General features: G+C 45.8%; 27 protein-coding genes. 5 read left to right on the forward strand and 22 right to left on the reverse strand.

The annotated features are described in order from the left end of the window. The 6 genes from MKX38_RS19360 to spsA are packed head-to-tail and all read right to left on the reverse strand — an operon-like array spanning position 1 to position 6096. Positions 1-723 carry a spore coat protein gene (locus tag MKX38_RS19360; RefSeq protein ID WP_087614781.1) on the reverse strand — a complete coding sequence of 241 codons (723 nt, stop codon included), beginning with the start codon at positions 721-723 and terminating at the stop codon, positions 1-3. Further along, positions 716-1837 (reverse strand): N-acetylneuraminate synthase family protein, encoded by a 1122-nt coding sequence (locus tag MKX38_RS19365; protein WP_087614782.1) that lies wholly within the window; start codon positions 1835-1837, stop codon positions 716-718. Before MKX38_RS19365 ends, MKX38_RS19360 begins: the two co-directional genes overlap by 8 nt. Continuing rightward, positions 1837-2706: a GNAT family N-acetyltransferase gene (locus MKX38_RS19370; protein WP_014481248.1), complete on the reverse strand. Its 870-nt coding sequence runs from the start codon at positions 2704-2706 to the stop codon at positions 1837-1839. Before MKX38_RS19370 ends, MKX38_RS19365 begins: the two co-directional genes overlap by 1 nt. Next, positions 2707-3876 carry a DegT/DnrJ/EryC1/StrS family aminotransferase gene (locus tag MKX38_RS19375; RefSeq protein ID WP_339188077.1) on the reverse strand — a complete coding sequence of 390 codons (1170 nt, stop codon included), beginning with the start codon at positions 3874-3876 and terminating at the stop codon, positions 2707-2709. Between the two features lie 20 nt (positions 3877-3896). After that, positions 3897-5321, reverse strand: coding sequence for a CDP-glycerol glycerophosphotransferase family protein (locus tag MKX38_RS19380; protein ID WP_339188080.1), 1425 nt, complete (start codon positions 5319-5321; stop codon positions 3897-3899). Positions 5322-5325: 4 nt separating this feature from the next. Then, complete coding sequence (spsA, locus tag MKX38_RS19385) at positions 5326-6096, reverse strand: spore coat dTDP-glycosyltransferase SpsA (protein WP_101169660.1); 771 nt, start codon at positions 6094-6096, stop codon at positions 5326-5328. 319 nt (positions 6097-6415) lie between these two features. Between spsA and gerQ the strand changes: the two genes are divergently transcribed. After that, positions 6416-6961 (forward strand): spore coat protein GerQ, encoded by a 546-nt coding sequence (gene gerQ, locus MKX38_RS19390; RefSeq protein WP_014481253.1) that lies wholly within the window; start codon positions 6416-6418, stop codon positions 6959-6961. 43 nt (positions 6962-7004) lie between these two features. Here the strand turns inward: gerQ and MKX38_RS19395 are convergent, their stop codons facing one another. From MKX38_RS19395 to MKX38_RS19405, 3 genes are all read right to left on the reverse strand, one after another. After that, entirely contained in the window at positions 7005-7376 is a 372-nt protein-coding gene (locus MKX38_RS19395) for a DUF423 domain-containing protein (protein ID WP_003227446.1), read from the reverse strand. A gap of 61 nt (positions 7377-7437) precedes the next feature. Continuing rightward, complete coding sequence (locus MKX38_RS19400; RefSeq protein WP_015384975.1) at positions 7438-8760, reverse strand: purine/pyrimidine permease; 1323 nt, start codon at positions 8758-8760, stop codon at positions 7438-7440. 19 nt (positions 8761-8779) lie between these two features. Further along, entirely contained in the window at positions 8780-9097 is a 318-nt protein-coding gene (locus MKX38_RS19405; RefSeq protein ID WP_003243806.1) for a YwdI family protein, read from the reverse strand. A 167-nt stretch (positions 9098-9264) separates the two neighbouring features. Here MKX38_RS19405 and MKX38_RS19410 point away from each other — a divergent pair, with 167 nt between their 5' ends. Beyond that, positions 9265-10635, forward strand: coding sequence for an aldehyde dehydrogenase (locus tag MKX38_RS19410; RefSeq protein WP_167408527.1), 1371 nt, complete (start codon positions 9265-9267; stop codon positions 10633-10635). A gap of 24 nt (positions 10636-10659) precedes the next feature. On the opposite strand, the gene MKX38_RS19415 is transcribed toward MKX38_RS19410, so the two are convergent. The 5 genes from MKX38_RS19415 to MKX38_RS19435 all read right to left on the reverse strand — a co-directional run bounded on the left by MKX38_RS19415 (position 10660) and on the right by MKX38_RS19435 (position 13794). Next, complete coding sequence (locus MKX38_RS19415) at positions 10660-11337, reverse strand: uracil-DNA glycosylase (RefSeq protein WP_014478341.1); 678 nt, start codon at positions 11335-11337, stop codon at positions 10660-10662. Between the two features lie 13 nt (positions 11338-11350). Further along, on the reverse strand, positions 11351-12157 hold the full coding sequence (locus MKX38_RS19420; RefSeq protein ID WP_167408528.1) for a glycosyltransferase family 2 protein: 807 nt from the start codon (positions 12155-12157) through the stop codon (positions 11351-11353). Between the two features lie 89 nt (positions 12158-12246). Continuing rightward, positions 12247-12780, reverse strand: a complete 534-nt coding sequence (locus tag MKX38_RS19425) for a hypothetical protein (RefSeq protein WP_009968358.1) — start codon at positions 12778-12780, stop codon at positions 12247-12249. A gap of 47 nt (positions 12781-12827) precedes the next feature. Next, positions 12828-13463: a permease prefix domain 1-containing protein gene (locus MKX38_RS19430; protein WP_167408529.1), complete on the reverse strand. Its 636-nt coding sequence runs from the start codon at positions 13461-13463 to the stop codon at positions 12828-12830. Then, a complete protein-coding gene (locus MKX38_RS19435) occupies positions 13456-13794 on the reverse strand; it encodes a PadR family transcriptional regulator (protein ID WP_167408530.1) in 339 nt (112 codons plus the stop codon). The genes MKX38_RS19430 and MKX38_RS19435 overlap by 8 nt, the downstream gene beginning before the upstream one ends. 143 nt (positions 13795-13937) lie before the next feature. Between MKX38_RS19435 and MKX38_RS19440 the strand changes: the two genes are divergently transcribed. Further along, on the forward strand, positions 13938-14753 hold the full coding sequence (locus tag MKX38_RS19440) for a bifunctional hydroxymethylpyrimidine kinase/phosphomethylpyrimidine kinase (RefSeq protein WP_014665830.1): 816 nt from the start codon (positions 13938-13940) through the stop codon (positions 14751-14753). Between the two features lie 89 nt (positions 14754-14842). Here MKX38_RS19440 and MKX38_RS19445 read toward each other — a convergent pair whose 3' ends face one another. From MKX38_RS19445 to scrA, 3 genes are all read right to left on the reverse strand, one after another. Further along, positions 14843-15091, reverse strand: a complete 249-nt coding sequence (locus MKX38_RS19445) for a hypothetical protein (RefSeq protein ID WP_003243437.1) — start codon at positions 15089-15091, stop codon at positions 14843-14845. A 93-nt stretch (positions 15092-15184) separates the two neighbouring features. Beyond that, positions 15185-16624 carry a sucrose-6-phosphate hydrolase gene (sacA, locus tag MKX38_RS19450; RefSeq protein WP_095252505.1) on the reverse strand — a complete coding sequence of 480 codons (1440 nt, stop codon included), beginning with the start codon at positions 16622-16624 and terminating at the stop codon, positions 15185-15187. Continuing rightward, positions 16621-18006: a PTS system sucrose transporter subunit IIBC gene (gene scrA / locus MKX38_RS19455; RefSeq protein ID WP_120363551.1), complete on the reverse strand. Its 1386-nt coding sequence runs from the start codon at positions 18004-18006 to the stop codon at positions 16621-16623. The genes sacA and scrA overlap by 4 nt, the downstream gene beginning before the upstream one ends. Before the next feature lie 301 nt (positions 18007-18307). Here scrA and MKX38_RS19460 point away from each other — a divergent pair, with 301 nt between their 5' ends. Beyond that, positions 18308-19078 (forward strand): formate/nitrite transporter family protein, encoded by a 771-nt coding sequence (locus MKX38_RS19460; protein WP_015250948.1) that lies wholly within the window; start codon positions 18308-18310, stop codon positions 19076-19078. Positions 19079-19116: 38 nt separating this feature from the next. Here the strand turns inward: MKX38_RS19460 and sacT are convergent, their stop codons facing one another. After that, positions 19117-19947 carry a sac operon transcriptional antiterminator SacT gene (sacT, locus tag MKX38_RS19465; protein ID WP_003227423.1) on the reverse strand — a complete coding sequence of 277 codons (831 nt, stop codon included), beginning with the start codon at positions 19945-19947 and terminating at the stop codon, positions 19117-19119. A gap of 39 nt (positions 19948-19986) precedes the next feature. Next, positions 19987-20289, reverse strand: a complete 303-nt coding sequence (locus MKX38_RS19470; protein ID WP_015250947.1) for a hypothetical protein — start codon at positions 20287-20289, stop codon at positions 19987-19989. Between the two features lie 529 nt (positions 20290-20818). Here MKX38_RS19470 and vpr point away from each other — a divergent pair. Beyond that, positions 20819-23239: a serine protease Vpr gene (vpr, locus tag MKX38_RS19475; protein WP_339188089.1), complete on the forward strand. Its 2421-nt coding sequence runs from the start codon at positions 20819-20821 to the stop codon at positions 23237-23239. Positions 23240-23276: 37 nt separating this feature from the next. Here the strand turns inward: vpr and MKX38_RS19480 are convergent, their stop codons facing one another. The 3 genes from MKX38_RS19480 to rodA all read right to left on the reverse strand — a co-directional run bounded on the left by MKX38_RS19480 (position 23277) and on the right by rodA (position 26488). Next, positions 23277-24278 carry an LLM class flavin-dependent oxidoreductase gene (locus MKX38_RS19480; RefSeq protein ID WP_032722719.1) on the reverse strand — a complete coding sequence of 334 codons (1002 nt, stop codon included), beginning with the start codon at positions 24276-24278 and terminating at the stop codon, positions 23277-23279. A gap of 173 nt (positions 24279-24451) precedes the next feature. Further along, positions 24452-25201 carry an oxygen-insensitive NADPH nitroreductase gene (nfsA, locus tag MKX38_RS19485; protein WP_017696211.1) on the reverse strand — a complete coding sequence of 250 codons (750 nt, stop codon included), beginning with the start codon at positions 25199-25201 and terminating at the stop codon, positions 24452-24454. Positions 25202-25306: 105 nt separating this feature from the next. Next, positions 25307-26488, reverse strand: coding sequence for a cell shape-determining peptidoglycan glycosyltransferase RodA (gene rodA / locus MKX38_RS19490; protein WP_015250943.1), 1182 nt, complete (start codon positions 26486-26488; stop codon positions 25307-25309). Between the last annotated feature and the right edge of the window lie 58 nt (positions 26489-26546).

Below are 26546 nucleotides of genomic sequence, written 5' to 3' on the forward strand. Positions count from 1 at the left end.
CTAGTCAGCCTCTCGTTCGATTGCCGCATCGGGGTTCCGGTTCAGAAGGGTGATAAGCTCTGAGGCGGATACATCGGGGCGCTCGCCTGCTTTTTGATAGAGAGCCTTTATCGATTCATAGTCTTCCTTTGTATCAATGGTCAGCCGATATTGAGGGGCGCGAAATCGTTCCGGCGCCTCTAAAAACTGAACACGATAAAGAGCTGGATGATTCCTTATATATAACGTGACATGCTCCTGATATTGATCCTCCATATTCTGAATACGGCTGATGTCAATTAACAGGTTGGCGTTGACCACTTCGCCGCAAATCCCTAATGGGGCATTCAGGATATACGTATAATCTGATCCTTGATCAAAATGCGCCTTAATCATTACATCGAGCAGCTCCGGATCGACAAACGGATTATCACCCGTTAACCGGATAATGACTGACGGTTTAACAGCTTCTATGACCTTCACAAACCTATCGAGGACACGTTCTTCGCTCCCGCGGAAAACACGAAAGCCTTGTTTGATACAGTGCGCCTCTAATATATCGTCAGTTTCTTTGTCAGACGTGGCGATGACAAGATTATCCCGATCCTTTTGGTAAAACGCGCTTTGCCGGACACGGTGAACGAGAATATCAAGTAAACGATTCGATCCGAGCGGCCGAAGCACTTTTCCCGGAAGCCTTGTTGAACCCATTCTTGCTTGAATGATAAAGAGAATATCATTCATGAAACGGGCTGTCCTTCAGTAAAATGTCATCCCAGACAATGCCTGTGTCGGCTGGAATGTCTCTTACAGCCCGAACACCGCTGGTCAGCAGTTCAAAAAATCTCGGGTGCAGCCCCTGCGGCTTTTGTCCGGGCCGAAGCACTGCGATATTGTCTTCACTAAAGGCTTCACCTTTTTGAATCGGAGCTGTTGTAAAAATGCCTCTGTATGCAAAATTTCTGATTTCTCCTTCGATGGAGGTTGTTGTTTTGTATGAACTGCCAAGCAGTTTTTCAGAGACCGGCTTTGTGATCCCCTGTTTCAGCTCAGCTTCCGTTTTCCTGATGCCATCGACCATTTCTTTCAATTCATCCGGATTTAATGCAAACGAGTGGTCGGCACCCGGCAGATCTTTATCGATCGTAAAATGCTTTTCTATCAGTTTTGCTCCGAGCCGAACCGCGGCACATGGCGCTTCTGTCGGATGCTCGCTATGATCGGAGAAGCCGATTACTGCCTCAGGAAAAGCGGCGGCAAGCATCGGAATGACGCTGAGGTTGCTGTACTCCGGCGGTGCTGGGTATTTCGCCACACAATGCATTATGGCAATTTGATTGTTTCCCTCTGCCCTGATGGTGCGCCAAGCTTCGTGAACATCAGAGATTTCAGCTCCGGCTGTCGAGAAAATCATCGGCCTGTTCAGCCGGGCGACATATTTGAGCAGCGGGAGATGGTTAATTTCATAGGATGCGATTTTAAAAGCGCTCGGCGAGGTAGACTGAAGCAGATCAGCTGACCCCTCGTCACATACAGTACTTAAAAAGATCACCTGCTTTTCGCGGCAGTAATCCAATAGCGGTGAAATCCACTCAGCGGGCATTTCCATAGATTGAACCAAAGAAAAAATAGAGACGTCCTTGCCCGCTGCCGTCTTGTACAAACCAGGATCTTTCTGGTACATCCTATCAGCTTGGAACATTTGAAATTTCACGGCATCCGCTCCCGCTTCCGCCGCGGCGTCTATCAGCGCAAAAGCCTGATCAAGCTTCCCGTCATGATTAATCCCCGCCTCAGCAATAATAAAAACAGGAGCGTCTTTGCCTACAGTTTTATTCGCGATCTGAAACGCTGCCATTATTTCGCCTCCTTGCCCGGCCAAATATGATAATAGTAATACGATTGTTCAGCGGTAAAGCCCATTCGTTCATAAAGGCGGATCGCCCTTACATTGTGAAGCTGCGTCCCCGCTGTTACCGTTCTATGCTTCTGGGTCTCCGGTTGTTCTATGAGATTCGCCAATAAATGAAACGCAATACGTTTTCCTTCAAATCCCGGCTTTACAGCCATCAAATCGAGAATGCATTCATCATCTCTTGATAAGCCCTGAAGATAGCCGATGACCTCGCCATTGTGTTTAGCGACAATATTGACCGCCGCCCTTCCATTCAGATTGTTTCGTGTCCACTCCTGAAATATTTTGTTTGCTGCATCGCGGCTGAGATGAGGATCCTGAAAATATCTGCTTTTTGTAAACGAGTCTCGGGCCAGCTCACATATCGCTTCTGTGTCCCCGGGCTCAGGCGGGCCCAATTCAAAAAATGGCGGTGTTTTGTCATAAAAAGACGGAGGCATCGCCAGCTTCAGCAAACTCCCGACAAAGTAAGAGGATGGCTGCTGTTGTATCACATGCGCGGCTCCGATATCTTCAGCCGGAACACGGACAAAGATAAAATCCGTTTCATCCATTTGGCGTACAGTATAAAAAGCTTCAAACAGCCTCTTTAGCTGCCCGGTACTATTTGCCGCAAGAAGTTTGACATTCATGACTTTCTTCTGAAGCACCTTGCTTTCCCACAAAGAATCTTCGTAAAGCAATACGCCTTGGAGCCTGCTGTTTTCAAAAAGGCCGAGGGAAAATTGATACGGAACATCCAGTGTAAGCTGTCGGCTTTGGAGAAATTCCTCAATCAACTCTTTGGAGACATTTTCTTTTACCGTATACACTTAATCAGCCCCTTTTACGATATCCCGCACAGCTTCAATGACATCATCTACATCGTCGTCAGACATTGACGGATAGAGCGGGAGAGAAAGGGTTCGTTTATAGTAATTCATGGCATTCGGAAAGTCCGCTTCCTTATATCCAAATTGCTTTTGATAATATGGATGAATGTGTACTGGAATAAAATGAACGCTAGTGCCGATATTGTATTCATCCTTTAAAGCCGTAATCATTTCGCTGCGCGTAACCCCGGCCTTTTTGTCATCAACTTGCAGAACATATAGATGCCAGGCGTGCCTGCCGTCATCATGGACAAACGGCGTGATCAGCCCAGGAAGCTGCTGAAAAGCGGTTTGATAGCGGCCGGCAATCTCTTCTCTCCGTTTCTGCATATCATCCAGCCGTTTCAGCTGATGAAGTCCGAGGGCCGCCTGCAAATCAAACATATTCATCTTATAGCCGGGCGATTCGACTTCATAGTACCAGCTGCCATTTGAAGAATAACGGTTCCATGCGGCTTTACTCATGCCGTGAAGGCTTAGCACCCGGATCTTATCGGCAAGCTCCTCATCATCAGTCGTCAGCATGCCGCCTTCCCCTGTCGCGAGGTTTTTGGTGGCGTAAAAGCTGAATGCCGTTGCATCCCCGATAGAACCGATCATTCTTTGCTTATAAGTCGTATATACCGCATGTGCCGCATCCTCCAGCACGAATAAACCATGATTTTGGGCAATAGCCAATATTGCATCCATATCGCAGGACTGCCCGCCAAAGTGGACGGGCACAACTGCTTTCGTTCGCGGTGTGACGGCCGCCTCAAGCTTTACCGGGTCAATATTGAGCGTGTTTTCGTCAATATCCGCAAACACAGGCGTCGCTCCCGTATGAATAATCGTATTGGCGGTCGAGCTGAACGTAAGCGGAGAGGTAATGACCTCGTCCCCGGGCCCGATCCCTTTTGCTTTCAAAGCCAAAAATAAAGCTGCGGTACATGAATTCACCGCCACGGCGTGCTTCGCCCCGACAAACGCGGCAAACTCTTTTTCAAACTGCTGAACCTTCGGGCCTTTAGAGAGCCATCCCGATTCAAGCGTTTCTGTAACCTCCTGAATTTCTTCCTTACCGATTAACGGCAATGAGTAAGGGAGAAAATGATTTCTCTTTTGCACCATTTCTTTGCGCTCCTATCATTTTATTCAGTATCTTCCCGCCTGTAATCAACCCCTGTTTTGGCTTTCAGTTCCGCAAATAAAGCATTTGTTGATTCTGCCACCGGATAATTAGCAGCTATGAATGCCAGGCGCGCCTCTTCTGCTTTTTGATGAACGTCGGGCCTTCGAAGAACTTCAACCAAGGTGTGCGCCAGTTCATCCGGCTGGTCAAACATAAAATCGCCAAGAGACTCATAATACGGATACGAGCGATTTCCGGACGATTTTCCGATCAGCACAGGCTTTTGAAACAGCATGGCTTCAAGACCGACTGTCGAGGTTTGCGTCACTGCGGCATCAACATACGGCAGCAAATCATAAAGCTCCAGCTCCTTTTTGATGACTCTGCATGCTTGATGTTTTTTCGCCGCCTCGTGATACAGATCAAGCTTGTTTTTTCCGATTTCCCACGGGTGGGGTTTGATAATGATTTGCAGCTGCTTCTGATCAGAAAGCCCCTGCAGCACACCGGAATAAAAGTCTTCTGAAAAGGGCTGAGTGGCAATGAGCACAATTTTTTTAGTCGGCTGAAAAGCAAGTTTTCGATAGAATATGGACATATCCATAGGCGTTCTGTTAAAAATCTGATCGAAGCGGGGATGTCCCGTTACGAGAATCTGCTCGGGTTTACAGCCTTTTCGTATGAACCACTCTGCTTCATACGCACCAAAAACAGCTTGATAGCTTGTAAAAACAGGAATGAAGGCTTCATCTCCCATCAATGCGCCATGCTGAAGACAAATGCTGACGGCCCCTTTTCTTTGACACATGAGAGCGAGCACCCTGCTGTAAATGTCTTCTGCCGTTCCGACAATAACAGCTGAAATCTTTTCCTGCTCAAACAGCGCATCAACTGTATCAATGGCCTCTATAAATAAAGGAATATCTTTGAAAAGCCGGTCGCGAAACGCTTGATCACCAAATGCCGGGTGATCATCATAAGGGGCGAGAAGCGAACAGGCTGTTTCGAGATACTGCTTCGAATCGCCTTTTTGGCATGAATCCGCAATCTCCCGCTTGCTAATTACAGGCAGATCACAATAATGCGGCAAACTCCATCTGGCCAAAACAGCCGTTTTTTCAGGATCAAATTGATAGTAATTTTCGTTTGAAAAACGCAGGTAATCAAAGTGCAAAATGACTTTCCCTTTAACAGGTTCGTCATTTGTTTTAACGATGTTTTGGATTCTTTCTTCAAAAAACGGCTGAATCTGTCCCTCATCGATATGCTGATCCACCGATCCGAATAATTCCGGTTCTTCTTCCATCATCACCCTCAGTTCAGGGCTGATGTATTGATAAAAATTACTGATAAGCCCAAGCGGAATCCCTTTGTAGCGAAGTTTGTCAAAAAGCTCCACGTACTTCCGGTACAGCACCCAATAATTGCTTAAATAGGCCGACAAGCTCTCACCCCATTCCAAGCTTTTTTAATGATTCACGCAGTTCTCGGCAATTTCGCTGCGGAGGAAGGTTCCTGACAAATTCATTTTTTTCTGATTCAAACAGCTGAAAGTGAATCGATTGGTCGGTAATATAATTCAGGTCCAGCTCCTCATCCAGTGGGTAAAACGGATAAAAATGATTGACTCTCCAAAAGAACCGGGCATCTCCTATACGGTAAAACGCCGGGCTTTCATCCCAATAGGAGCCAAACTTCTCCTTTACCTTCTCAAGCACCGAATACCTGTGCATCACCGAGCAATGATCAATTGCGCACGGCGCGTTCCATGTCACTTGAGCGGCAGGCCTGACAGTTTCTTTTACAATGTCGCGATTCTCGTTTAAATGATAGGTTTTGGAGGCTGAGTAAATCACAGCCTTTTCAGAATGGGTATCGAGCTCCCGCACCATTTTCAGGAGGCGGTCCGGCATATAGATGTTGTCATCCGTCGCATAGGTGATATATTCACCCTCCGCCATCTCAATCGCCTGATTGATCAGTGCCGCGTATCTCGTTTTTTCTGTTCTTTCCTTCACTCCAGATACATCGCTTTGATAAAAACGCACTCGGTTATCATTCAAAAAAGGACGGATTACATTCAGCGTCTCTTCATTGGAGTTGTCATCCATAATAAACAATTCAAAATCTGAAAACGTTTGTGAGAGTATGCTAGAAATGGACTTTGCCACATAATCGCTTTTGTTATAGCTCGTCATAATGACTGATACTTTAGGCAAATCCTACACCTCCTTCTTGGAACTTCACACCTGAAACTATCGTTATCTTATGTTGCTTATGCTCAAGTTGCGCTAGGGATACAAACCAATATGCGAAAAGTTTGTGTATGTCTCTGAAAAACAGCGGCTGCCCAGAGCGAAATCTGATCGGTCCGCTGTTCTTTTTCAGCATAATCCAAGCATCAGCCTCATAAGGTGAAAGAGATAAAAATCGCACCAGCGACTAAGATCGTTTTCCATCGGAGGTGAGTCATCGCGGAGCGTTCACCTATACATCCAGAACATGTTTTGAATGGTTTTCATAAAAAGGAGGAACGATATGAAACCGAAAAAAAATCAATATCAGCAAATGCAGGCATTTGATAATATGCAGGGGTATCAGCCTCAGTTTGGCGCCAACCCGTACCCGCAGCAAGGCCAAGGCTCACAAATGCAGCCAATGGGGATGCAGCCAATGATGCCAATGCAGCAGGGACAGCAAGGACAACAAGGACAGCAGGGATTTGGATTCCCGGGCCAGCAGCAGGGCGGCGGTTTTCAAATTCCATCGGGGCCTACACCGTCAGGACCGGGCCAAAGCGTTCCCGGCATGCTGCCTGTTGAGGAATCTTACATCGAGAATATTTTGCGCCTGAATCGGGGAAAAACGGCCACCATTTATATGACATTTGAAAACAGCAAGGAATGGGGCTCGAAGATTTTTCGCGGCGTCATCGAAGCTGCGGGCCGGGATCACATTATTATCAGCGACCCGAAATCAGGAACACGCTACCTGCTCCTGACAATCTACCTCGATTACATTACATTTGATGAAGAAATTGCTTATACGTATCCATATTCCATGGCGTCCTATTCGCCAAGATAAGAAAAAAGCCAATCACTCATATGATGAGGATTGGCTTTTTTGTTTATAGATATTTGACGGCTGCGACCACGATCATAATCCAAGAAATAATAAACGCCACACCGCCGAGCGGGGTGATCGCTCCAAGAATGGAGATTTGCGTCACACTTAGAATATATAAGCTTCCCGAAAACAGCACAATTCCCGCAAACATCAGCCAGCCGGCTGTCGTGACACTGCCTATGCCGGATAATTTATCAGCCAGAAACGCGACAACGAAAAGCCCAAGGGCGTGATACATATGATACTGCACGCCTGTGTGCCAAACCTGAAGATATTTATCAGGTATTTTCCCTTCTAATCCGTGAGCGCCGAATGCTCCGAGTCCCACAGCAAGCAGGGCGTTAATGGCCCCTAATATGATAAAAACTTTCATCTATCTCTCCCGCCTTTTCGTTAAACTCATATCATTTATCTTATCGCACCTGCACCAAAATTCAATGTTTGTTCTCCGTTGACACGAGATTGTCGGATTTTCTCCTGCGCCAAAGCTGGAACTGGTCAGCAGCTATTGCAGCAAGCGTCCCTAATACGAGCCCGTTGCTTAATAGAGAAATAAATACCGGATGCAATCCCTTTAACGCAGTTTCGGGAACAAACATAATACCGACCCCTGTCAGCAGCGAGATGCCGATGATAGATCTCACCCTTTTTGATTCTTCTTTCTCATATGAATCAAATTCGGCAAAGGCCAGACCGCCCATTGCGGAGAACACAACAAAATTCACCGCAAATCCAACGGGTGACGGCAGGCTCGCAAACGTATTCATAAAAAACGGGATTACGCTGATCACGATAACCAGAATACTGCCGAGCATAAACGGTTTTTTAGAAGGCATTTTGGTCGTTTCAATAAAACCCGCGGCTCCCGAAATCGGAACAGGCGCAATAGCTCCCGTCAAACCGCTAAGCAGATGGCTGAATGAAGCGGCAAAACCGGCATGGCGTTCATGATGCTTTCCATCAGGCTGTTTGCTGAATTTTTTCACGGCGATGTCCACGACCTTCATGCTCGCCAGCATATTCACGATCAGCAAGATGGTAATAAAAATAGAAGTGATGATCAGGCCGCTGTTAAATAACGGTGTCCCAAAAGGAAACAGGGAAGGCAGCTGAAACAGCCGGTCCGGCATTTCAATCGGCTTTGCCGCTCCGGCAGCCGCAAACAGCACCCACCCGCCGAACAAGGCTAATAAAATAGAATATTGCTTAAAAAACATGATGTTCGAATTTGTCATTATAAAGGCGGCGGCGATCACAACAAGCGCCAGGCCAAATACAAGACCGTCCACCCCGTCCTGTCGATAACCGATTCCGAGAATTCCTTTTATAATGGGCTGACTCAGCTGCATGACAAGAAGCAATAAATAGACGCCCGTTACAACCGGAGTAAACAATTTTGCAAGTCTGTCAATGACCTTGAAAACACTTAACAAAAAGAAACATACAGCGCTTACAAGAAGAGCTCCCTGCAAACCCCGCAGTGTGTCTCCATATGTCGCAAACACAGTTCCCGTCAGCCCTGCGTAGATCGTATACACTCCCCACCACAAGCCGGCTGGGCTTTCATTAATCGGCAGTCTGTGGCCTTTCAAACACTGAATGACGGCGGCAATTCCCAGTACAAAAAAAGTGCTTTGAATCAATCTTGCAGAATCTGAGTGATCCAGATGAAACGACTGGGCAACCGCCACCGGAACAACTATCGCCGCAGCAATGATAAACGCTGTCCATTGCAGCGCGCCAAGAACCAATTTCACGTAAGCTCAACCTCTCTCTTTAAAAATCAAATAAAGACTCTCCGTTTCCATCCTCTTCCTGCTTCTCTTTTTCTTGCTTTCGATATTTGTTTAATCCCGCGCTCCCCATCATTTTTTCCATCATCAGCTGGTCTGTCGATGGCGGCGCGGCGGGACTTGGCGTAACGCTCGGCTGTATGCGGGGCGCGCTCGCGTTCTCCGGCTGATCAAGCACGACATCACACAGAGAACGGACAACCGCTACATAACGCTTCAGCTCCTCATCCCGTTCAGCTGTTTTTGCTTTTTTCAGCTCCTCTTCCATCTTTTGAATTAATGCAGATATATGAATGTTCATGAAGCACCCTCCAAAAAAATAAATGTTGTCTTCCTGCATTTTATCAAATTCCTGCTGTAAACGCAGATATGAGTTTGTTATTTTTTCTGACAAACCTTGCGCGATTGACAAGCAGAAGAGATTTTTCACATAATAAATCACCATACCTTACAAAAAGGAGAAACGGAATGAACAACATCCCCTCTATCATCAGCAAGCATAAAGCCTATTTTGCGGCGGGACATACGAGACCGCTTGAATCGAGACTGAACATTTTGCGGAAGCTGAAACAAGCCGTCAGAACTCATGAAGCCGATCTCATAGCCGCTCTCTACCAGGATCTCCATAAATCCGAGCAAGAAGCATACTCAACAGAAATCGGAATCGTCTTGGAGGAAATCAGCTTTGTCATGAAACGGCTGAGAAAATGGTCCAAGCCGAAACGAGTCAAAACGCCGCTGACTCATCTAGGCTCCAAAAGCATCATCATTCCTGAGCCGTATGGAACCGTTTTGGTGATTGCGCCTTGGAACTATCCCTTGCAGCTGGCACTTTCTCCGTTGATTGGAGCCATTGCGGCGGGGAACACGGTCGTTCTCAAGCCATCGGAATATACGCCGGCTGTTTCTGCTATTCTTTCCAAACTCATCAGCAGCGTTTTTCCGACCGATTATGTCGCTATGGCAGAAGGCGGGCCCGACGTCAGCACAGCATTATTACAGCAGCCCTTTGACTACATTTTCTTTACCGGCAGTGTAGCCGTGGGAAAAGTCGTCATGGAGGCCGCCGCCAAACAATTAATTCCCGTAACCTTGGAGCTCGGCGGCAAAAGTCCCTGCATCGTCCATAAAGATGCTGACATTCAGCTTGCCGCCAAACGCATCGTCTTCGGGAAATTTACAAATGCGGGACAAACCTGCATCGCACCGGATTATTTATTTGTCCACGAGGACATCAAAACGAAGCTGGCAGAAGAAATGAAGCGTGCGATCAGAGAATTTTACGGCCCTCAGCCGGAACGGAATCCACAGTACGGCAAAATCGTCAGTGAGCGCCACTATCAGCGGCTGCTCAGCTTTCTGAATGATGGCATCCCGCTCACAGGCGGACAATCTGATCCCAATCATCACAAAATTGCGCCGACCATTCTCGAACAAGTGAGGGATGACTCTCCAGTGATGCAGGAGGAGATTTTCGGGCCGATTCTTCCGCTCTTTACATACCGGAATATCGGGGAAGTCATTGAAAAAGTCCAATCGCGCCCTAAGCCGCTCGCCCTGTATCTCTTCACCACAAACAAAGAAATTGAGCGCGCTGTTTTAGGAAACCTGTCGTTTGGCGGGGGCTGTGTCAATGATACGTTAATGCATGTTGCGACGCCGTATTTGCCATTCGGCGGCGTCGGGGAAAGCGGCATCGGCAGCTATCACGGGTTTGACAGTTTTAACACATTCACGCACAAAAAAAGCGTCGTCAAACAAACGAACCGCTTCGACTTCGCATTTCGTTATCCTTCCTCCAAAAACGGGCTGCGAATGATTCGAAAAATACTCAAATAAAAAAGCGCAGATCACCTGCGCTTTTTACAAATCCTTAATACACCAATCAATCGGCGCCTCTCCCATTTTCTCCAAATAGGCATTCGCCCGGGAAAACGGTCTGCTCCCGAAAAATCCGTTTCTCGCAGAAAACGGGCTGGGATGCGTCGATTCAATGATAAAATGCTTGGACGTGTCGATCCGTTCTTTTTTCATTTGGGCATGCCGTCCCCACAAAATAAAAATAACCGGCCGCTCCCTTTCATTCAGCACGTCGATAATCCGGTCTGTCAGTCGCTCCCAGCCTTTCCCCTTATGGGAATTCGCCTGTCCGCGCCTTACTGTCAGCACAGTATTCAGCAAAAGAACGCCTTGCTTTGCCCAGCTCACTAGCGATCCGTGATTTGGGATGCTGCACCCGATGTCCTGCTGCAGCTCAAGAAAGATATTTTTTAACGAAGGCGGCTGCTTTACACCGGGCTTGACAGAGAAGCTTAAACCTTGAGCCTGTCCCGGCCCGTGATACGGATCTTGACCCAAAATGACGACCTTGACATCATCATATGATGTATAATGCAGCGCGTTGAAAATATCCCGGCTGTCCGGATAAATCGTTTGCTCCGCGTATTCCCTCTTCAGCATCTCTCTGAGCTCTTGATAATACGGTTTCTCAAACTCTTCCTTTAGCTGATTCCACCAGCTGTCTTGTAAAAGCTGTTTCAAGATTCAGGCCTCCTTACGAACGATGAAGTCTGGAATAGACAGGCTCGCCATCCCAAACCATTTCACTTTTTGCTTCCCGCCTCTTCATCTCAGGCTCTTCAAGCAGGACGGCAAAGTTTTTCGTCGGCAGCTCCCCGAGTCCGTGCTTTTCACTTAAACGATCCAAATATTGCTTCCGCTTGGCGCCAAGGTCCGCAGACTGATTGTCTCCCACGTCACTGAAGGCATAAATCACACTGGCGCAAGGGACACGCTTCACCCGGTAATCCTTGGCTGCGCGCAGATAAAAATCCCAATCCCAGTAATTGTGCACATCAGCATCGAAATACCCGATTTCATCATGCAGAAAACGTCTGTACATGCTGCCCGACGGCACGTATGTAGAAAACACTCTCATATCCTCATAGTCAGCGGTATAAGCAAACAATTTCCGTGACACTGGATACCTTGTTCCGTTTTTCTCTTCAAACGAAACTATTTCCGCATCAGAATGAACGAAGTCTGCCGTTTCTATTTCCTTTGCCATTTTCTCGATATGCCCTGGCGTAAAGAAATCATCGTCATCACACAGCATAATGCAATCCCCAGACGCCTCTTTTACACCGGCATTTCTCGCAGCCACATGCCCCGAGTTCTTTTCTAAATTGATGACAGCAATCGGCAGCTCCGGATACATTGCTTTGACCGGCACGACCGATTCCCCGGCATCATTCACAATAATAATTTCATACGGCTTCAAGGTCTGGCGGGAAATCGACTCCAAAAGCTCACACAAAGCCGGAATCCGATTATAGGTCACAATTACGATAGAAATCTTCATGATGCTCTCCTTCTCATTTTCATAGTCATGTACTATTAAAACATATATTGGACGGGAGATCAGTGGGAATATCCTACTGAAACGGCATACTACAATGATAGAAACAGCAAAGTGGCTCCGATCAGAAGCACCATGATCAGCATCAGATCTCCAAAGACATGAAAGATATCTTTCATGCGGACGCCATTCGGAAGGATAAGACGCCACAGCTTAGATTGATAGACCGGCAGCAGCACCAGTGCATAAGAAAGACACAAAAATGTAAAAGCCGGCGGCACAAAAGCACAGCCTGCATCGTCCCAATTCATCATGATGTCTTTCATACTAGATCCATCCAATAAAAACAAAGATATCATGAGGGCCAGCAACACAAAGGACCCCAATTGAACCTCAAACAGGCGCATTTTCTGGTTATATGCAAATCGGACCGCCCAAAACCAGACATAAGCATATGAACATAGCAGCGTAAGAATGGCACCTGCTGTAAAGACGACATCAGGCAGCCGATCAAGCAGAAAAACAAAAGGCAAGCTGGCTGCCATAGCCAAGAGCATGCAGCCGCCAGTAAACAAAAATACTGCCCCATGAGCTACAAAACCATATAAACAAGAGCTAATCCTCACGACATACACCTCCCTTACATAGAATTTCTATGTATTCACCTAAAAAATCAGGCAAGCTGACGCCTGCCAATATAACAGCCCATTCGGCCAAATAACGGAAATAACAGCGTTGCAAAAGCACAAGTTCCAACAAACCAAGGTGTCAACAAGGATTGAAACAGCGCAGCGGGAAATACATTGAATAGAAAAACAAGCATAAAAATGACGTTTGGCACCATTGAGATCAGAATCGTATGTAGAACAAGCTTTTCTCCGCGTTTTCCAAACTCCTTCACCCCTTGATACCCAATCAGCACCCAGTAGATCATATATGCAGCTAAGATCAGCCAAACAGAAACAGAAATGCCTTTCCATACTGCTTGAACAAACGGTGATTCAAGCCATACATGCATTATTGTAATCGCAATGCCGACAGCGAATAGGGCACTGTTACAGAAAAGATGGAACATCAAAAACGCACGGAACGTTACTGGCTGTATTTTCTTAAACGAAGAAACAATGTCAGTTGGTGTTCCAAACGCCTGCAATAAAGTCTGCATAGCTTCCTCATCACTCTTTCCTTCCTGAAAAGAGCGAAACAGATGATGTTCAATATGGCTCTCAATCTCTTCTATCATCGCCTCACCCTCAGGAAGCCCTTTAAGCCCGCTTTTGATTTCGGATACATATGTTTCTTTATCCATTTTGTCCGCTCCACTTCAGCATTCGGTCCATCATGGCTGAAAATACGCTCCATTCCTTCGTGCGTTCCGCCAGCACTTCTTTGCCTTCGTCTGTAATCCGGTAATATTTGCGGTCCGGTCCTTTCTCCTGCTTCTCCCAGTAGGAAGAAATATATCCTTGGCGTTCAAGCTTGTGAAGAGAAGGATACAAGGTCCCTTCTTTCATCTGCAGTTCATTTCCGCTGCGGCTTCCCATTTCTTTTACAAGCTCATAGCCGTACATCGGCCGCTCGTTCAGAAGCGTCAATACCAATATAACCGTGCTTCCCTTAACCAGCTCACGATTTAACATCTCAAAACCCCTACCTAGTTTTCTTATGTAGCATTTTACGAAAGCCCGTTGAGATTGTCAAATGATTCCTATAGATCTTCTATATTGTGATACAGAGAAAATCTAACTATAATGAAAGACAAAACATGATGGAGGTTCAAGACATGTCTATGCATAAAGCACTCACCATTGCCGGCTCAGATTCAAGCGGCGGTGCTGGGATTCAAGCTGATTTAAAAACATTTCAAGAAAAAAACGTATACGGGATGACCGCCTTAACGGTGATCGTTGCGATGGACCCAAACAACAGCTGGGACCATCAGGTATTCCCGATCGATACTGATACAATCCGCGCCCAGCTTGCAACAATTACGGACGGCATCGGTGTGGACGCCATGAAAACAGGAATGCTGCCAACCGTTGACATTATCGAGCTTGCGGCAAAAACGATCAAAGAAAAACAATTAAAAAATGTGGTAATTGACCCGGTTATGGTTTGCAAAGGTGCTAATGAAGTCCTTTATCCGGAGCACGCCCAAGCCCTGCGTGAGCAATTGGCTCCGCTAGCCACTGTCATTACGCCAAACTTGTTTGAAGCCAGCCAGCTCAGCGGCATGGATGAACTAAAAACAGTTGACGATATGATCGAAGCCGCGAAAAAAATTCACGCACTCGGCGCTCAATATGTCGTCATTACAGGCGGAGGCAAACTCAAACATGAGAAAGCCGTTGATGTTCTCTATGACGGAGAAACAGCGGAAGTCCTTGAAAGCGAAATGATCGATACGCCTTATACACATGGCGCAGGCTGTACATTCTCAGCAGCCGTGACAGCGGAGCTTGCCAAAGGTGCGGAAGTCAAAGAAGCCATTTACGCAGCGAAAGAATTCATCACAGCGGCCATTAAAGAATCCTTCCCGCTAAACCAGTATGTTGGTCCTACGAAGCATTCTGCACTGCGCCTGAATCAACAATCATAAAAAAAGGGGCTGCCTTACAGAGAGGCAGCCCTTTTTAAATCACCGAAGACTTTTCACAGAAAAAACTGCCGATCCCATCGGCAGCCTGTTTATTTGATTTTTAAATTGTTTGCAGATTTCCTCAAAAATGTTTCTATCGACTGAACAAAAAGTGCATATTCCTTCATTTGTTCATATGCCCGCGTGAGAATTTCCGCCGTTTCACTGTGCGGCGTTGTTCCGCCAAGCATTTTTTTCAGCTGAAGCAGCACATCCTTATATTCTTCCCGCTTATCTTCAACTTGGTTAGCAGCCTTTTCCAAACATTCCGGTGTTATCTTCTGTTCATGTATATTCAAGAAAACAACTCCTTTTACAGAAAAAAATAGTAGGTTATCGTTGAAGAATAGCACAGATGGCTCAGATTTCACATAAGAAAATAGAAGGATTTTCTACATAAGTGTCCAAATTCCGACATTCATTTCAGATTTCCCGGTTGAACTGGCTGTTACTTCATGATTTCCCGGGAAAGGAAAATATCTCGCACTAAAGACCTCTTCTCCGTTATTGATAAAGATTTCCACAGATGACGCGTCGAGAAACATGTGTACGGTATGCAAATCCTTGATGTGGCAATGTCTCGCTTCTGTTCTTTTTCCGTCAAAGCTCTTTCGTTCCAGCGTAACAATCCCCTCGTCTTTTTGGAAGGAAAACGTAGCCGTTCCGCGGATACTGATTGAAAAGCCAGACTCCGTATGAATGTCTTCCAGTAGAATCTCAGTTCTTTCAGGTTTTTCCACCGGAAGCGCACCAGATGATCCATGCATGTTGATGTGTATTTTTTTCTCATTTCTGCGCATGGCTTTTAGCTCAGGCAGCGGCTGCTGAATCAGCTTCTGGCCTGAAAGCGTCAGCTGTCTCGGCAGCGTCATGCAGTGAATCCAGTGGCAGTCAATGGTCGGATGGGACCCTTCATCCTGATCAGGCACCGCCATCCATGCAAACAAAATCCGCCTTCCCTGATCGTCTTCAAGTGTTTGCGGCGCGTAAAAATCAAAACCTTGATCAAGCTCCGTAAATTCACCATGCTTCAGTTCAGGCTTGTTATAATCGAGACGGCCGACAAAATAACCTGATTGATATACGTTCTGATAACGAAAACCGTCAGCCTCAAGCCCTTGAGGCGAAACAATCAGCACATCCGATCCTTGAAGGGAAAACAAATCAGGGCATTCCCACATGTATCCAAATTCGTCCAGCCCGTTGAAGCCCGCGCCGGTTATCGGGCCAAGAAATCTCCACTCACTCAGGTTATCAGAAGCAAACAATACAGCCTGCCCTTTCAAATTCTCTGTTTGCGCACCAATCACCATATACCATGTGCCTTCATGCTCCCATACCTTCGGATCGCGAAAATGCGCCGTGTATCCTTCAGGGAGGCGGGCGACGACACCCTTTTTCTCAAAGGACAGTCCGTCGTCAGATACAGCAAGGCATTGATACGTTTCCCGGTTTCCATCCTGATCCCTGACATTTCCTGTGTAAAACAGATAGAGCCGATCGTCTTTCGTGACAGCGCTGCCCGAGTAGCAGCCGTTTTTATCAAACCAATCACTCGGAGCCAGCGCAATCTCTTCCCGCTTCCAATTCACAACATCCTGTGTCGTATAATGCCCCCAAAATTTTGCGCCGTGCCCCGTCTGAAACGGCTGCCACTGAAAGAATACATGATAGCTGCCCTTCCAATAAATCACGCCATTCGGGTCATTCAGCAGCCCAACCGGCGGCATGATGTGAAAATGCTGGCGGTGCGGATCGCTGTTAGCGATGGGCTCTTTTTTCTCCACTTCTTCATAAGCCCGGCGACGAAGCTCCTGGTCATGTGCTGTCATTTTTTCCTCTCCTCATCCTCATTAATCTTCATGACAAATGCTGCAATGAACGCTGACACTGCCGCAATCGCCATGCCAATCAGATAGTTGATCAAGTTGCCCATGCCAAACGGCGCCGCAATGGCGATCATCGGAATTCCCGTTAACCCGTAAGCGTTTGCAGCTACATGTGTAAAGACGACATATGCTCCACCCAATGCGCCTCCGATCATCGCGGCGATAAACGGTTTTCGGTAGCGAAGATTGACTCCGAATATGACGGGCTCAGTAATGCCGAGAAAAGCGGAAAATGCTGCCGGAAGCGCGATTTCTTTTGTCTTTGCCTTTTTCGCCATAAAGAAGACGGCAAGACCTGCCCCGCCCTGTGCGACATTCGCCATTGACCAGATCGGCAGCAAGTAGTTTTTTCCTATATCTGCAATAAGCCCAGCCTCAATCGCATGGAAGCTATGATGAACGCCTGTCAGCACGATGAGTGAATACGTGCCCCCGAAAATCAAACCTGCCACAAAACCGGCATGGTCATATACATAAGTTAAAGCAACCGTAATGCCGGAGCCAAGCGCTCTGCCCAGAGGGCCAATCGCGATAAAAGCAACAAACCCGGTGACAATTACAGTAACAAAAGGTGTAACAAGCAAGTCTACCGCATGCGGAACCACTTTTCTCGTCCATTTCTCTACCTTGCTCATTACATAAACCGCCAGCAGAACAGGGATGACAGTTCCCTGATAGCCTAGAAGCGCGATATCAAATCCGAAAAGATGCATATAATCAGGTGTCGCTTCAGCCAAACCCCATGGATTCAAAAGGTTTGGATGAATCATGATTCCCCCAATGACCGCTCCCAAATACGGGTTGCTGCCAAATTCTTTTGAAGCGCTTACTCCGATTAGAATCGGCAAGAAAATGAATGCTGCACTTGAAAACATATCAAGCAGCTGAAAAACTGCAGAATCCTTGCTCATCCAATGAAACGCATTGATCATACCCAGCAATCCCATTAACAGGCCGCTGGCCACAATAGCCGGGATAATTGGGACAAAAATATTAGAAAGCGTTTTCGCAAATCTCGCAGCGGGATTCAGCTTTTCTTTTGCCGCATCCTGATGATTGACGTGTTCCTCACGCTCAATATCAGCTTCTTTAGAAAAGGCATCGAATACTTTATTCACAAGGCCTGTTCCGAAAATGATCTGGTACTGGCCAGAGCTGCTGAAAGCCCCTTTAACGCCATCAAGCTCTTCTACTTGTGCTTGATCTATCTTTGATTCATCTTTCATCACTAAACGCAGTCTTGTTGCACAATGAGCCGCGCTGATGATATTTTCTTTCCCTCCGAGAAGCTCAATGAGGCGTTTTGCAGTCTCTTTGTAATCCATCTATTTCTCCCCCTTTTATTTAAACAAAAAAGACCTAAAATTCGCCAACGAATAAAGGACACAGCGATCCTTTTTCATTTACGCAAATTTTAGGTCTTGCCTGCTTTACCAGTCACAATCCCGCTTATTCAGATTAAGAATACGCTTTCATCATAAATCATGACAGCGTTTTCGTCAACTATTTTTTTAGTTAAATAGTTTGATAAAACATGTAGACAAAAATTCGTAAAAATTAATTGTGAAATACTTCACAATATCGTGCTATACTATGCTCAATCATGAAAGAAAGCAGGAAAAGACAATGGAAACTCAAGCATTACAAAAGGTTGAACAGTATGCTTTGAAAAAACAAAACATATTCGCTTCAAGCAAAATCCGTTATGTGCTTCGGTCCATTTTGGCCAGTATGTTTATTGGTTTTGGCATTACAGCCGCAAGCAAAACAGGCAGCTATTTCTTTATGGCTGATTCTCCGTTTGCCTTTCCGGCAGCCGCTGTCACTTTCGGGGCCGCTATTCTGATGATTGCTTACGGAGGCGGAGATTTATTTACCGGCAACACCTTTTATTTCACCTATACCGCGCTCCGGAAAAAACTCAGCTGGCGCAACACCCTGTACTTGTGGATGTCAAGCTATGCCGGCAATTTAATCGGCGCCATTCTGTTTGCCATCCTGATCAGCGCGACGGGACTTTTTGAGGAGCCTTCTGTTCATTCCTTTTTGATTCATTTGGCAGAGCACAAAATGGAGCCGCCGGCTTCCGAATTGTTTTTCAGAGGAATGCTGTGCAATTGGCTTGTGTGCCTCGCCTTTTTCATTCCAATGTCTCTCAAAGGGGAAGGAGCAAAGCTTTTTACCATGATGCTATTCGTTTTCTGCTTCTTTATTTCCGGCTTTGAACACAGCATTGCCAATATGTGCACATTCGCCATCTCGCTTTTGATCGAGCACCCTGATACAGTGACACTGATGGGAGCAGTCAGAAACTTAATTCCCGTTACGCTCGGCAATCTGACCGCGGGAATAGTCATGATGGGCTGGATGTACTACACACTGAATCCTGATCAATAAAAAAACTTCCAGAGATCACTCCCTGCAAGTCAAATCGGTTATTCCGAGAGATCTTGAAGACGCTGGACATGCAGCGTGATATAGCCGGCCTCGGATTCCGGCAAATGTAATTGATATTCATTTTTCAAAAACTCCGCCAGCTCCAGCGCACATTGATAGGCGAATGAATACTTTTTTTGGATGAAATAAAGCATCTCCTCGTCCATACGATGGAGCGCTTCATTTGATTCCAACCGGCTGACCGCGTATCGCAAATGCGTGACAAGGCGTTGATAGGAAATGCTGTTTTCATCCACCTTTCGATTAAAGTATTGTTCTATTTTCTCTATCATTTCTTTGATCATGGTCGTATGCTTCAGCGCTGAATACATGCTCTCCGCATCCATCTTCGCCGTATGGATGTGAAGGGCAATATAACCCGCTTCATCTTCAGGCAGAGACACGCCCAATGTCTCTTTTACATGTCCGATCGCCCACAAGCCGATCTCGTATTCTTTTTTATAGAGCGCCTTTATCTCATGCAGCAATTTATTCTGCACAAGCAGCCCATTTTGAATCCTTTCGATCGCAAAGGACAAATGGTCGGAAAGCGCGATATGAATGTGATCGCTCAGCGGCGCCGCGAGCTCTCCTTCCGCATAGCTGATGATATCCTCAGCTATTTCTATATGCTCCTCCGGCAGTGTTTGCAGGATTTGTTTGAACTTTTCATTCTCGTCGCGCACGACAAAGATCTTTTCCACTTTATTCATAGGGATGAGATCATTTTTCTTTTTTTGAAAAGCGATTCCCGGCCCCATCACGATTTTTTCCTGATCATCCTCTTTTATTAAAGCCGCATTATTGTTTAATACTTTATAGATTTTCAAGAGGTTATCTCTCCCGCCAATTTGCTTTTGACTGGGATTTTACCTCCTTTTGACCGCCATGTAAAGATACGGGCCCGCTCTCTCCTGCTTTGGCGATTCCTTGAAGGCTTGCAAACATCTTCTTTTATAAAGCGCGGCGGCTTTCGCTTTCTGCTTTTCTTCCTCATTCACAGCCATCCGCCACTCATAAAACGAAACGAGTCCTGCGGCCTGCACAGCCGCCTTTCTTTGGTATGTACGCTGAGCCGAATAGACCGCGGCAGCCGCAGTTTTTCTGTCCGGCGTCACCCAGTTCATCAAAAAGACCATCCACACCCGTAAAGATACAAGCAAACGTTTCATAGAAAAACATCCCTCCGCTTCTTTTTGGCAGGCAGCCTTTTTAGCAGCCCGTTTTCTCAGCCGCAGCCCGCAAGAAAAGACGGCCGATTTCTTTTCTCGCAAACTAGCGGCTCTAGCAAAACTCATGACTCTATGATAGACCGTGGAAAGAGAATTCTTTGTCACAATATGAGTGAAAAAACCAACTAGTTTTTAGAAGTTTTGTTGAAAGCTGAAAGAATTGAAATGAAAATTGGAGAACCGCTTTGAAAACTTTATACACAAGTTATCCCAAAGATAAGAACAACTTAATCACAAGAGATATCCACATGTCCACAAACTCTATCTATATTTTGTATACGAACGTATATTCCTAACTATATATATACACAGGTTTATTCACTTATACACAGGGTTCTGTGTATAACTCCTTCGTTATACACAAACAAAATCCAATAAATGGTCCAAATGACACAAGGATTTTTTTGAATTTTCAAGAAATATATACTAGATCTTTCACATTTTTTCTAAATACAAAGGGGGAAACACATTGAAAAAGGGGATCATTCGCTTTCTGCTTGTAAGTTTCGTCTTATTTTTTGCGTTATCCACAGGTATTACGGGCGTCCAGGCAGCTCCGGCTTCTTCAAAAACGTCGGCTGATCTGGAAAAAGCCGAGGTATTCGGTGATATCGATATAACGACAAGCAAAAAAACAACCGTTATAGTGGAATTAAAAGAAAAATCCTTGGCAGAAGCGAAGGAAGCGGGAGAAAGCCAATCGAAAAGCAAGCTGAAAACCGCTCGCACCAAAGCAAAAAATAAAGCAATCAAAGCGGTGAAAAACGGAAAAGTAAACCGGGAATATGAGCAGGTATTTTCAGGCTTCTCTATGAAGCTTCCAGCTAATGAGATTCCAAAACTTCTCGCGGTAAAAGACGTTAAGGCAGTGTACCCGAACGTCACATATAAAACAGACAATATGAAGGATAAAGACGTCACAATCTCCGAAGACGCCGTATCTCCGCAAATGGATGACAGTGCGCCTTATATCGGAGCAAACGATGCATGGGATTTAGGCTACACAGGAAAAGGCATCAAGGTGGCGATTATTGACACTGGGGTTGAATACAATCACCCAGATCTGAAGAAAAACTTTGGACAATATAAAGGATACGATTTTGTGGACAATGATTACGATCCAAAAGAAACACCAACAGGCGATCCGAGGGGCGGAGCGACTGACCACGGCACACACGTAGCCGGAACTGTGGCTGCAAACGGAACAATTAAAGGCGTAGCGCCTGATGCCACACTTCTTGCTTATCGTGTGTTAGGGCCTGGCGGAAGCGGCACAACGGAAAACGTCATCGCCGGTGTGGAACGTGCAGTGCAGGACGGGGCAGATGTGATGAACCTGTCTCTCGGAAACTCTTTAAACAACCCGGACTGGGCGACAAGCACAGCGCTTGACTGGGCCATGTCAGAAGGCGTTGTCGCTGTTACCTCAAACGGCAACAGCGGACCGAACGGCTGGACAGTCGGATCGCCGGGCACATCCAGAGAAGCGATTTCTGTCGGTGCGACTCAGCTGCCGCTCAATGAATACGCCGTCACTTTCGGCTCCTATTCTTCAGCAAAAGTGATGGGCTATAACAAAGAGGACGACGTCAAAGCGCTCAATAACAAAGAAGTTGAGCTTGTCGAAGCGGGAATCGGCGAAGAAAAGGATTTTGAAGGGAAAGACCTGACAGGCAAAGTCGCCGTTGTCAAACGAGGCAGCATTGCATTTGTGGATAAAGCGGATAACGCTAAAAAAGCCGGTGCAATCGGCATGGTTGTGTATAACAACCTCTCTGGAGAAATTGAAGCCAATGTGCCAGGCATGTCTGTCCCAACGATTAAGCTTTCATTAGAAGACGGCGAAAAACTCGTCAGCGCCCTGAAAGCTGGTGAGACAAAAACAACATTCAAGTTGACGATCTCAAAAGCGCTCGGTGAACAAGTGGCTGATTTCTCATCACGCGGCCCTGTTATGGATACGTGGATGATTAAGCCTGATATTTCGGCGCCAGGGGTCAATATCGTGAGCACGATCCCAACACACGATCCTGACCATCCATACGGCTACGGATCAAAACAAGGAACAAGCATGGCATCGCCTCATATTGCCGGAGCGGTTGCCGTTATTAAACAAGCCAAACCAAAGTGGAGCGTTGAACAGATTAAAGCCGCCATCATGAATACCGCTGTCACTTTAAAGGATAGCGATGGGGAAGTATATCCACATAACGCTCAAGGCGCAGGCAGCGCAAGAATCATGAACGCAATCAAAGCCGATTCGCTCGTCTCACCTGGAAGCTATTCATACGGCACGTTCTTGAAGGAAAACGGAAACGAAACGAAAAAAGAAACGTTTACGATTGAAAATCAATCTTCCATTAGAAAATCATACACACTGGAATACTCATTTAATGGCAGCGGCATCTCCACATCCGGCACAAGCCGTGTTGTGATTCCGGCACATCAAACCGGGAAAGCCACTGCAAAAGTAAAGGTCAATACGAAGAAAACAAAAGCTGGCACCTATGAAGGAACGGTTATCGTCAGAGAAGGCGGAAAAACGGTCGCTAAGGTACCTACATTGCTGATTGTGAAAGAGCCCGATTATCCGAGAGTCACATCTGTCTCTGTCAGCGAAGGGTCTGTACAAGGTACCTATCAAATTGAAACCTACCTTCCTGCGGGAGCGGAAGAGTTGGCGTTCCTCGTCTATGACAGCAACCTTGATTTCGCAGGCCAAGCCGGCATTTATAAAAACCAAGATAAAGGTTACCAGTACTTTGACTGGGACGGCACGATTAATGGCGGAACCAAACTTCCGGCCGGAGAGTATTACTTGCTCGCATATGCCGCGAACAAAGGCAAGTCAAGCCAGGTTTTGACCGAAGAACCTTTCACTGTTGAATAAGAAAAAGCCCTGCCGAATCGGCAGGGCTTTTTAAAGATCAGTCAGCAAACGCCTCCTGCAATAATCGATACGATCGGAGCTTATCTTCAAAATGATGTGTGATGGTCACCACCATGATTTCCTCTGTTTCATACGCTTTACTCAAAGCTAGCAGCCGCTCCTTAACCTGTTCTTTCGTACCGACAATCATTCGATTTCGATTATCAGCAATTCGTCTCTGTTCATAAGGAGAATACGTATTTTTCCGAACAGCTTCATACGAAGGAACTCCCTCTAAAGGAATACCCTGCTCTCCCGCCAAAAGTGTAAAATCAAGCACAGCCCCAAGCTCCTCTGCCTTCTCCTCCGTGTCAGCACAAAGAACAAAAACAGCAACTGCCGCTCGAGGCGTATCTCCTAACACAGATGGTTTGAATCGCCTCTTATACTGTCTGACAGTACCCTCTCCGCCCTCTCCATTGATAAAATGGGCAAACATATAGCCAGCGCCAGATTCAGCTGCGAGCAGCGCGCTTTCTCCAGATGAGCCGAGCAGCCACACATCCGGAGCCGTTGAAATATGCGGCGCAGCCGTCAGATTCGGAAAACGGTGTTTATCATCCGCCAAATCATGCAAATACATGGTCAGCTCCTTGATTTGCTGCGGATACTGATCAGCATTGCGCTTACCGCCGTCATTCAGCGCCCATGATGCAATCGGCATTCCCCCCGGTGCTCTGCCAAGCCCCAGGTCAATTCTTCCTGGTGTCAGCCCCTCCAGAACACGAAAGTTTTCAGCTACTTTATAAGCACTATAATGCGGCAGCATGACTCCTCCTGATCCAACACGGATTCGCTTTGTTTTCGCCGCTATATGACTGATTAGCACCTCAGGACTGGACCCTGCCAGCCGTTTTGAAAAGTGATGCTCAGAAACCCAAAATCTCTTATATCCAAGGTCCTCAGCAGCTTGAGCAAGCGCAACGGTTTGCTGTAAGGCCGTTTCAGCATTGCTGCCCTCTGATACTGGAGATTGATCTAATATACTTAATGAAACCATCCCTACCACCTCATCCTCATCGTATCACTGATCTTCTATTTTTTCTCCAAAGCCGCTCACACTGCTTATCAGTGTCCCCTATCATTCGCCATTTATTTGTGAAAGCCTGTCCCTATTTGTCGGAATATGTTACACGTGAAACATAAAAACCCCTCCAGACGGAGAGGTTTGCTTTAGTTTTTATTAAAGCCCTTTTCTTTCACGTAGTCATTTAAATACGTACGCGGCTTTTGCTTCATAAAGTTCAGTATTTGATCGGACCACGTTTCTTCCCGCTGCCCGTTTGTTCTTTCTCTATAGTAATCAGAAATGGTTTTGTCATACGTATTCATAGTATGACGGAAATCGTCTGTGTTCACATTATACGTATTCTCATGATAAACGGCCTGCTTTGGCAATCTCGGTTTTTTGCCGGAAAGGTTCGCAGGATGGCCTACTGCCAGTCCGAAAAGCGGGAGCACATGGTCAGGCGTTTGCAGCACCTCTGTCACCTTGTCCAGTTCATTCCGAATGCCGCCGATATAGCAAATGCCAAGCCCCATGGATTCAGCGGCAATGCTCATATTTTGCGCTGCCAGCGCCGCATCAATCAAGCTAACCATAAACATTTCTGTATTCTCGAGCAGCTCAGAAATATGTTCACCTTTTTCCTCAGCCAGTTTTTGATGGCGGTACAAATCCGCACAAAATACAAAAAAGTGTCCGTTCTTCTCAACGTAAGGCTGATTCCCAGCAAGCACGGACAGCTCACGTTTTTTCTCAGGATCAGAAACCCCGATAATCGAATATGCCTGCACATAGCTGGATGTAGACGCAGCCTGCGCACTTTTCACTAATGTATCAATTTCTTCAGCTGTCAAAAGCTGATCAGTAAAAGACCGGATTGACCGATGATTCAAAATGGTTTCGATTGTGTTATTCATCACAAAAACCTCCTTATCACTTTTTATCATATCCGAAAAAAAGTGATCTCAAAAGCGAAATGCTCTGCACAAAAAAAGACAGCCTCTGTAAAGGCTGTCTGCATATTAAGAATTAAAAAGATAACTTCTGTATTTCGTCAGCTGCACACTTGCATTATATACAATCCCAAATCCGATTAACGTGGAAAGTGTCGAGCTTCCCCCATAGCTGACAAACAGCAGCGGAATCCCGGTAACAGGCATAATTCCAATGTTCATTCCGATATTCTGGAATGTGTGGATCACAATTAACGCCGTATAGCCAACGCAAAAGAAAGAAGCGAAACGGTTAAACGGATGTATTTTGTCTATTAGAACAACAAGCCTGTAGATTAAAAAGAAGAACATGATGACAACAATTGCACAGCCTATAAAGCCAAATGACTCACCTATTATAGAAAAGATAAAGTCAGTCGTACTCTCTGGAACATAAACCTTCAAATTAGAAATACCATTACCTAAAATACCACCAGATCCTATTGCCATGATGGCCTGGTCAACTTGCCAGCTGTCATTTGAATCTTCCTGTGTCTCATTTGAAGCAGACACCCAAGAAGTGACCCGCTTAATTTGATAATCCTGTATTCCAACTGATTTAGCAACGTCAGGAAAGTTTATCATTACTAATAAAATTAATGAAATGAGTAAGATACCTGAACCAGCTATGATCGCAATCAATTTCCAATTTATACCTGACATAAAAACCATTACAAGAACGATAAACATACATATTCCCGCAGTCCCAGCATCCTGCATCAGGATAAGACCTACAGGAATAACTGCGACACCCGCAATCTTTAATAACAAGTGGATATCATCCCTAAGCGTCCGAACTCCTTTAGGATTAGCTTTTCCAATAACTGAAGCAAGCATCATAATCAAACCAACCTTCATAAACTCTGACGGCTGTATTGTTATTCTACCGATCCTAAACCAACTTTTTGCCCCTTTAATAACAGGTGCAATAGACTCGGGACTGATTTTAAGAATAATCAAAGATAAAATACCAATGATAAAAATATATAAACTTAACTTTTCAAGCTGTTCTAAATCAAAGTACAAAAGAACTGTAATGGCAACAGCCCCCAAAAAATAAAACACAATTTGCTGAATCCAATCCGTGTTCCCATACTGCCCAAACTGACCGGCAGCATAAATTGATACTACGCTTATAATAAAAAACACACCAAATATAAAAATCAAATCCCCCTGGTAAAAGGGGCTTTGCTGTTTCTTATATCGACTCATTCTATCCCGCCTTACATTTTCATCGGAAAATCACTAATGTTTATTATACATGAACCAC

The organism is Bacillus sp. FSL M8-0025, assembly GCF_037975475.1.
Lineage (GTDB): Bacteria > Bacillota > Bacilli > Bacillales > Bacillaceae > Bacillus > Bacillus subtilis.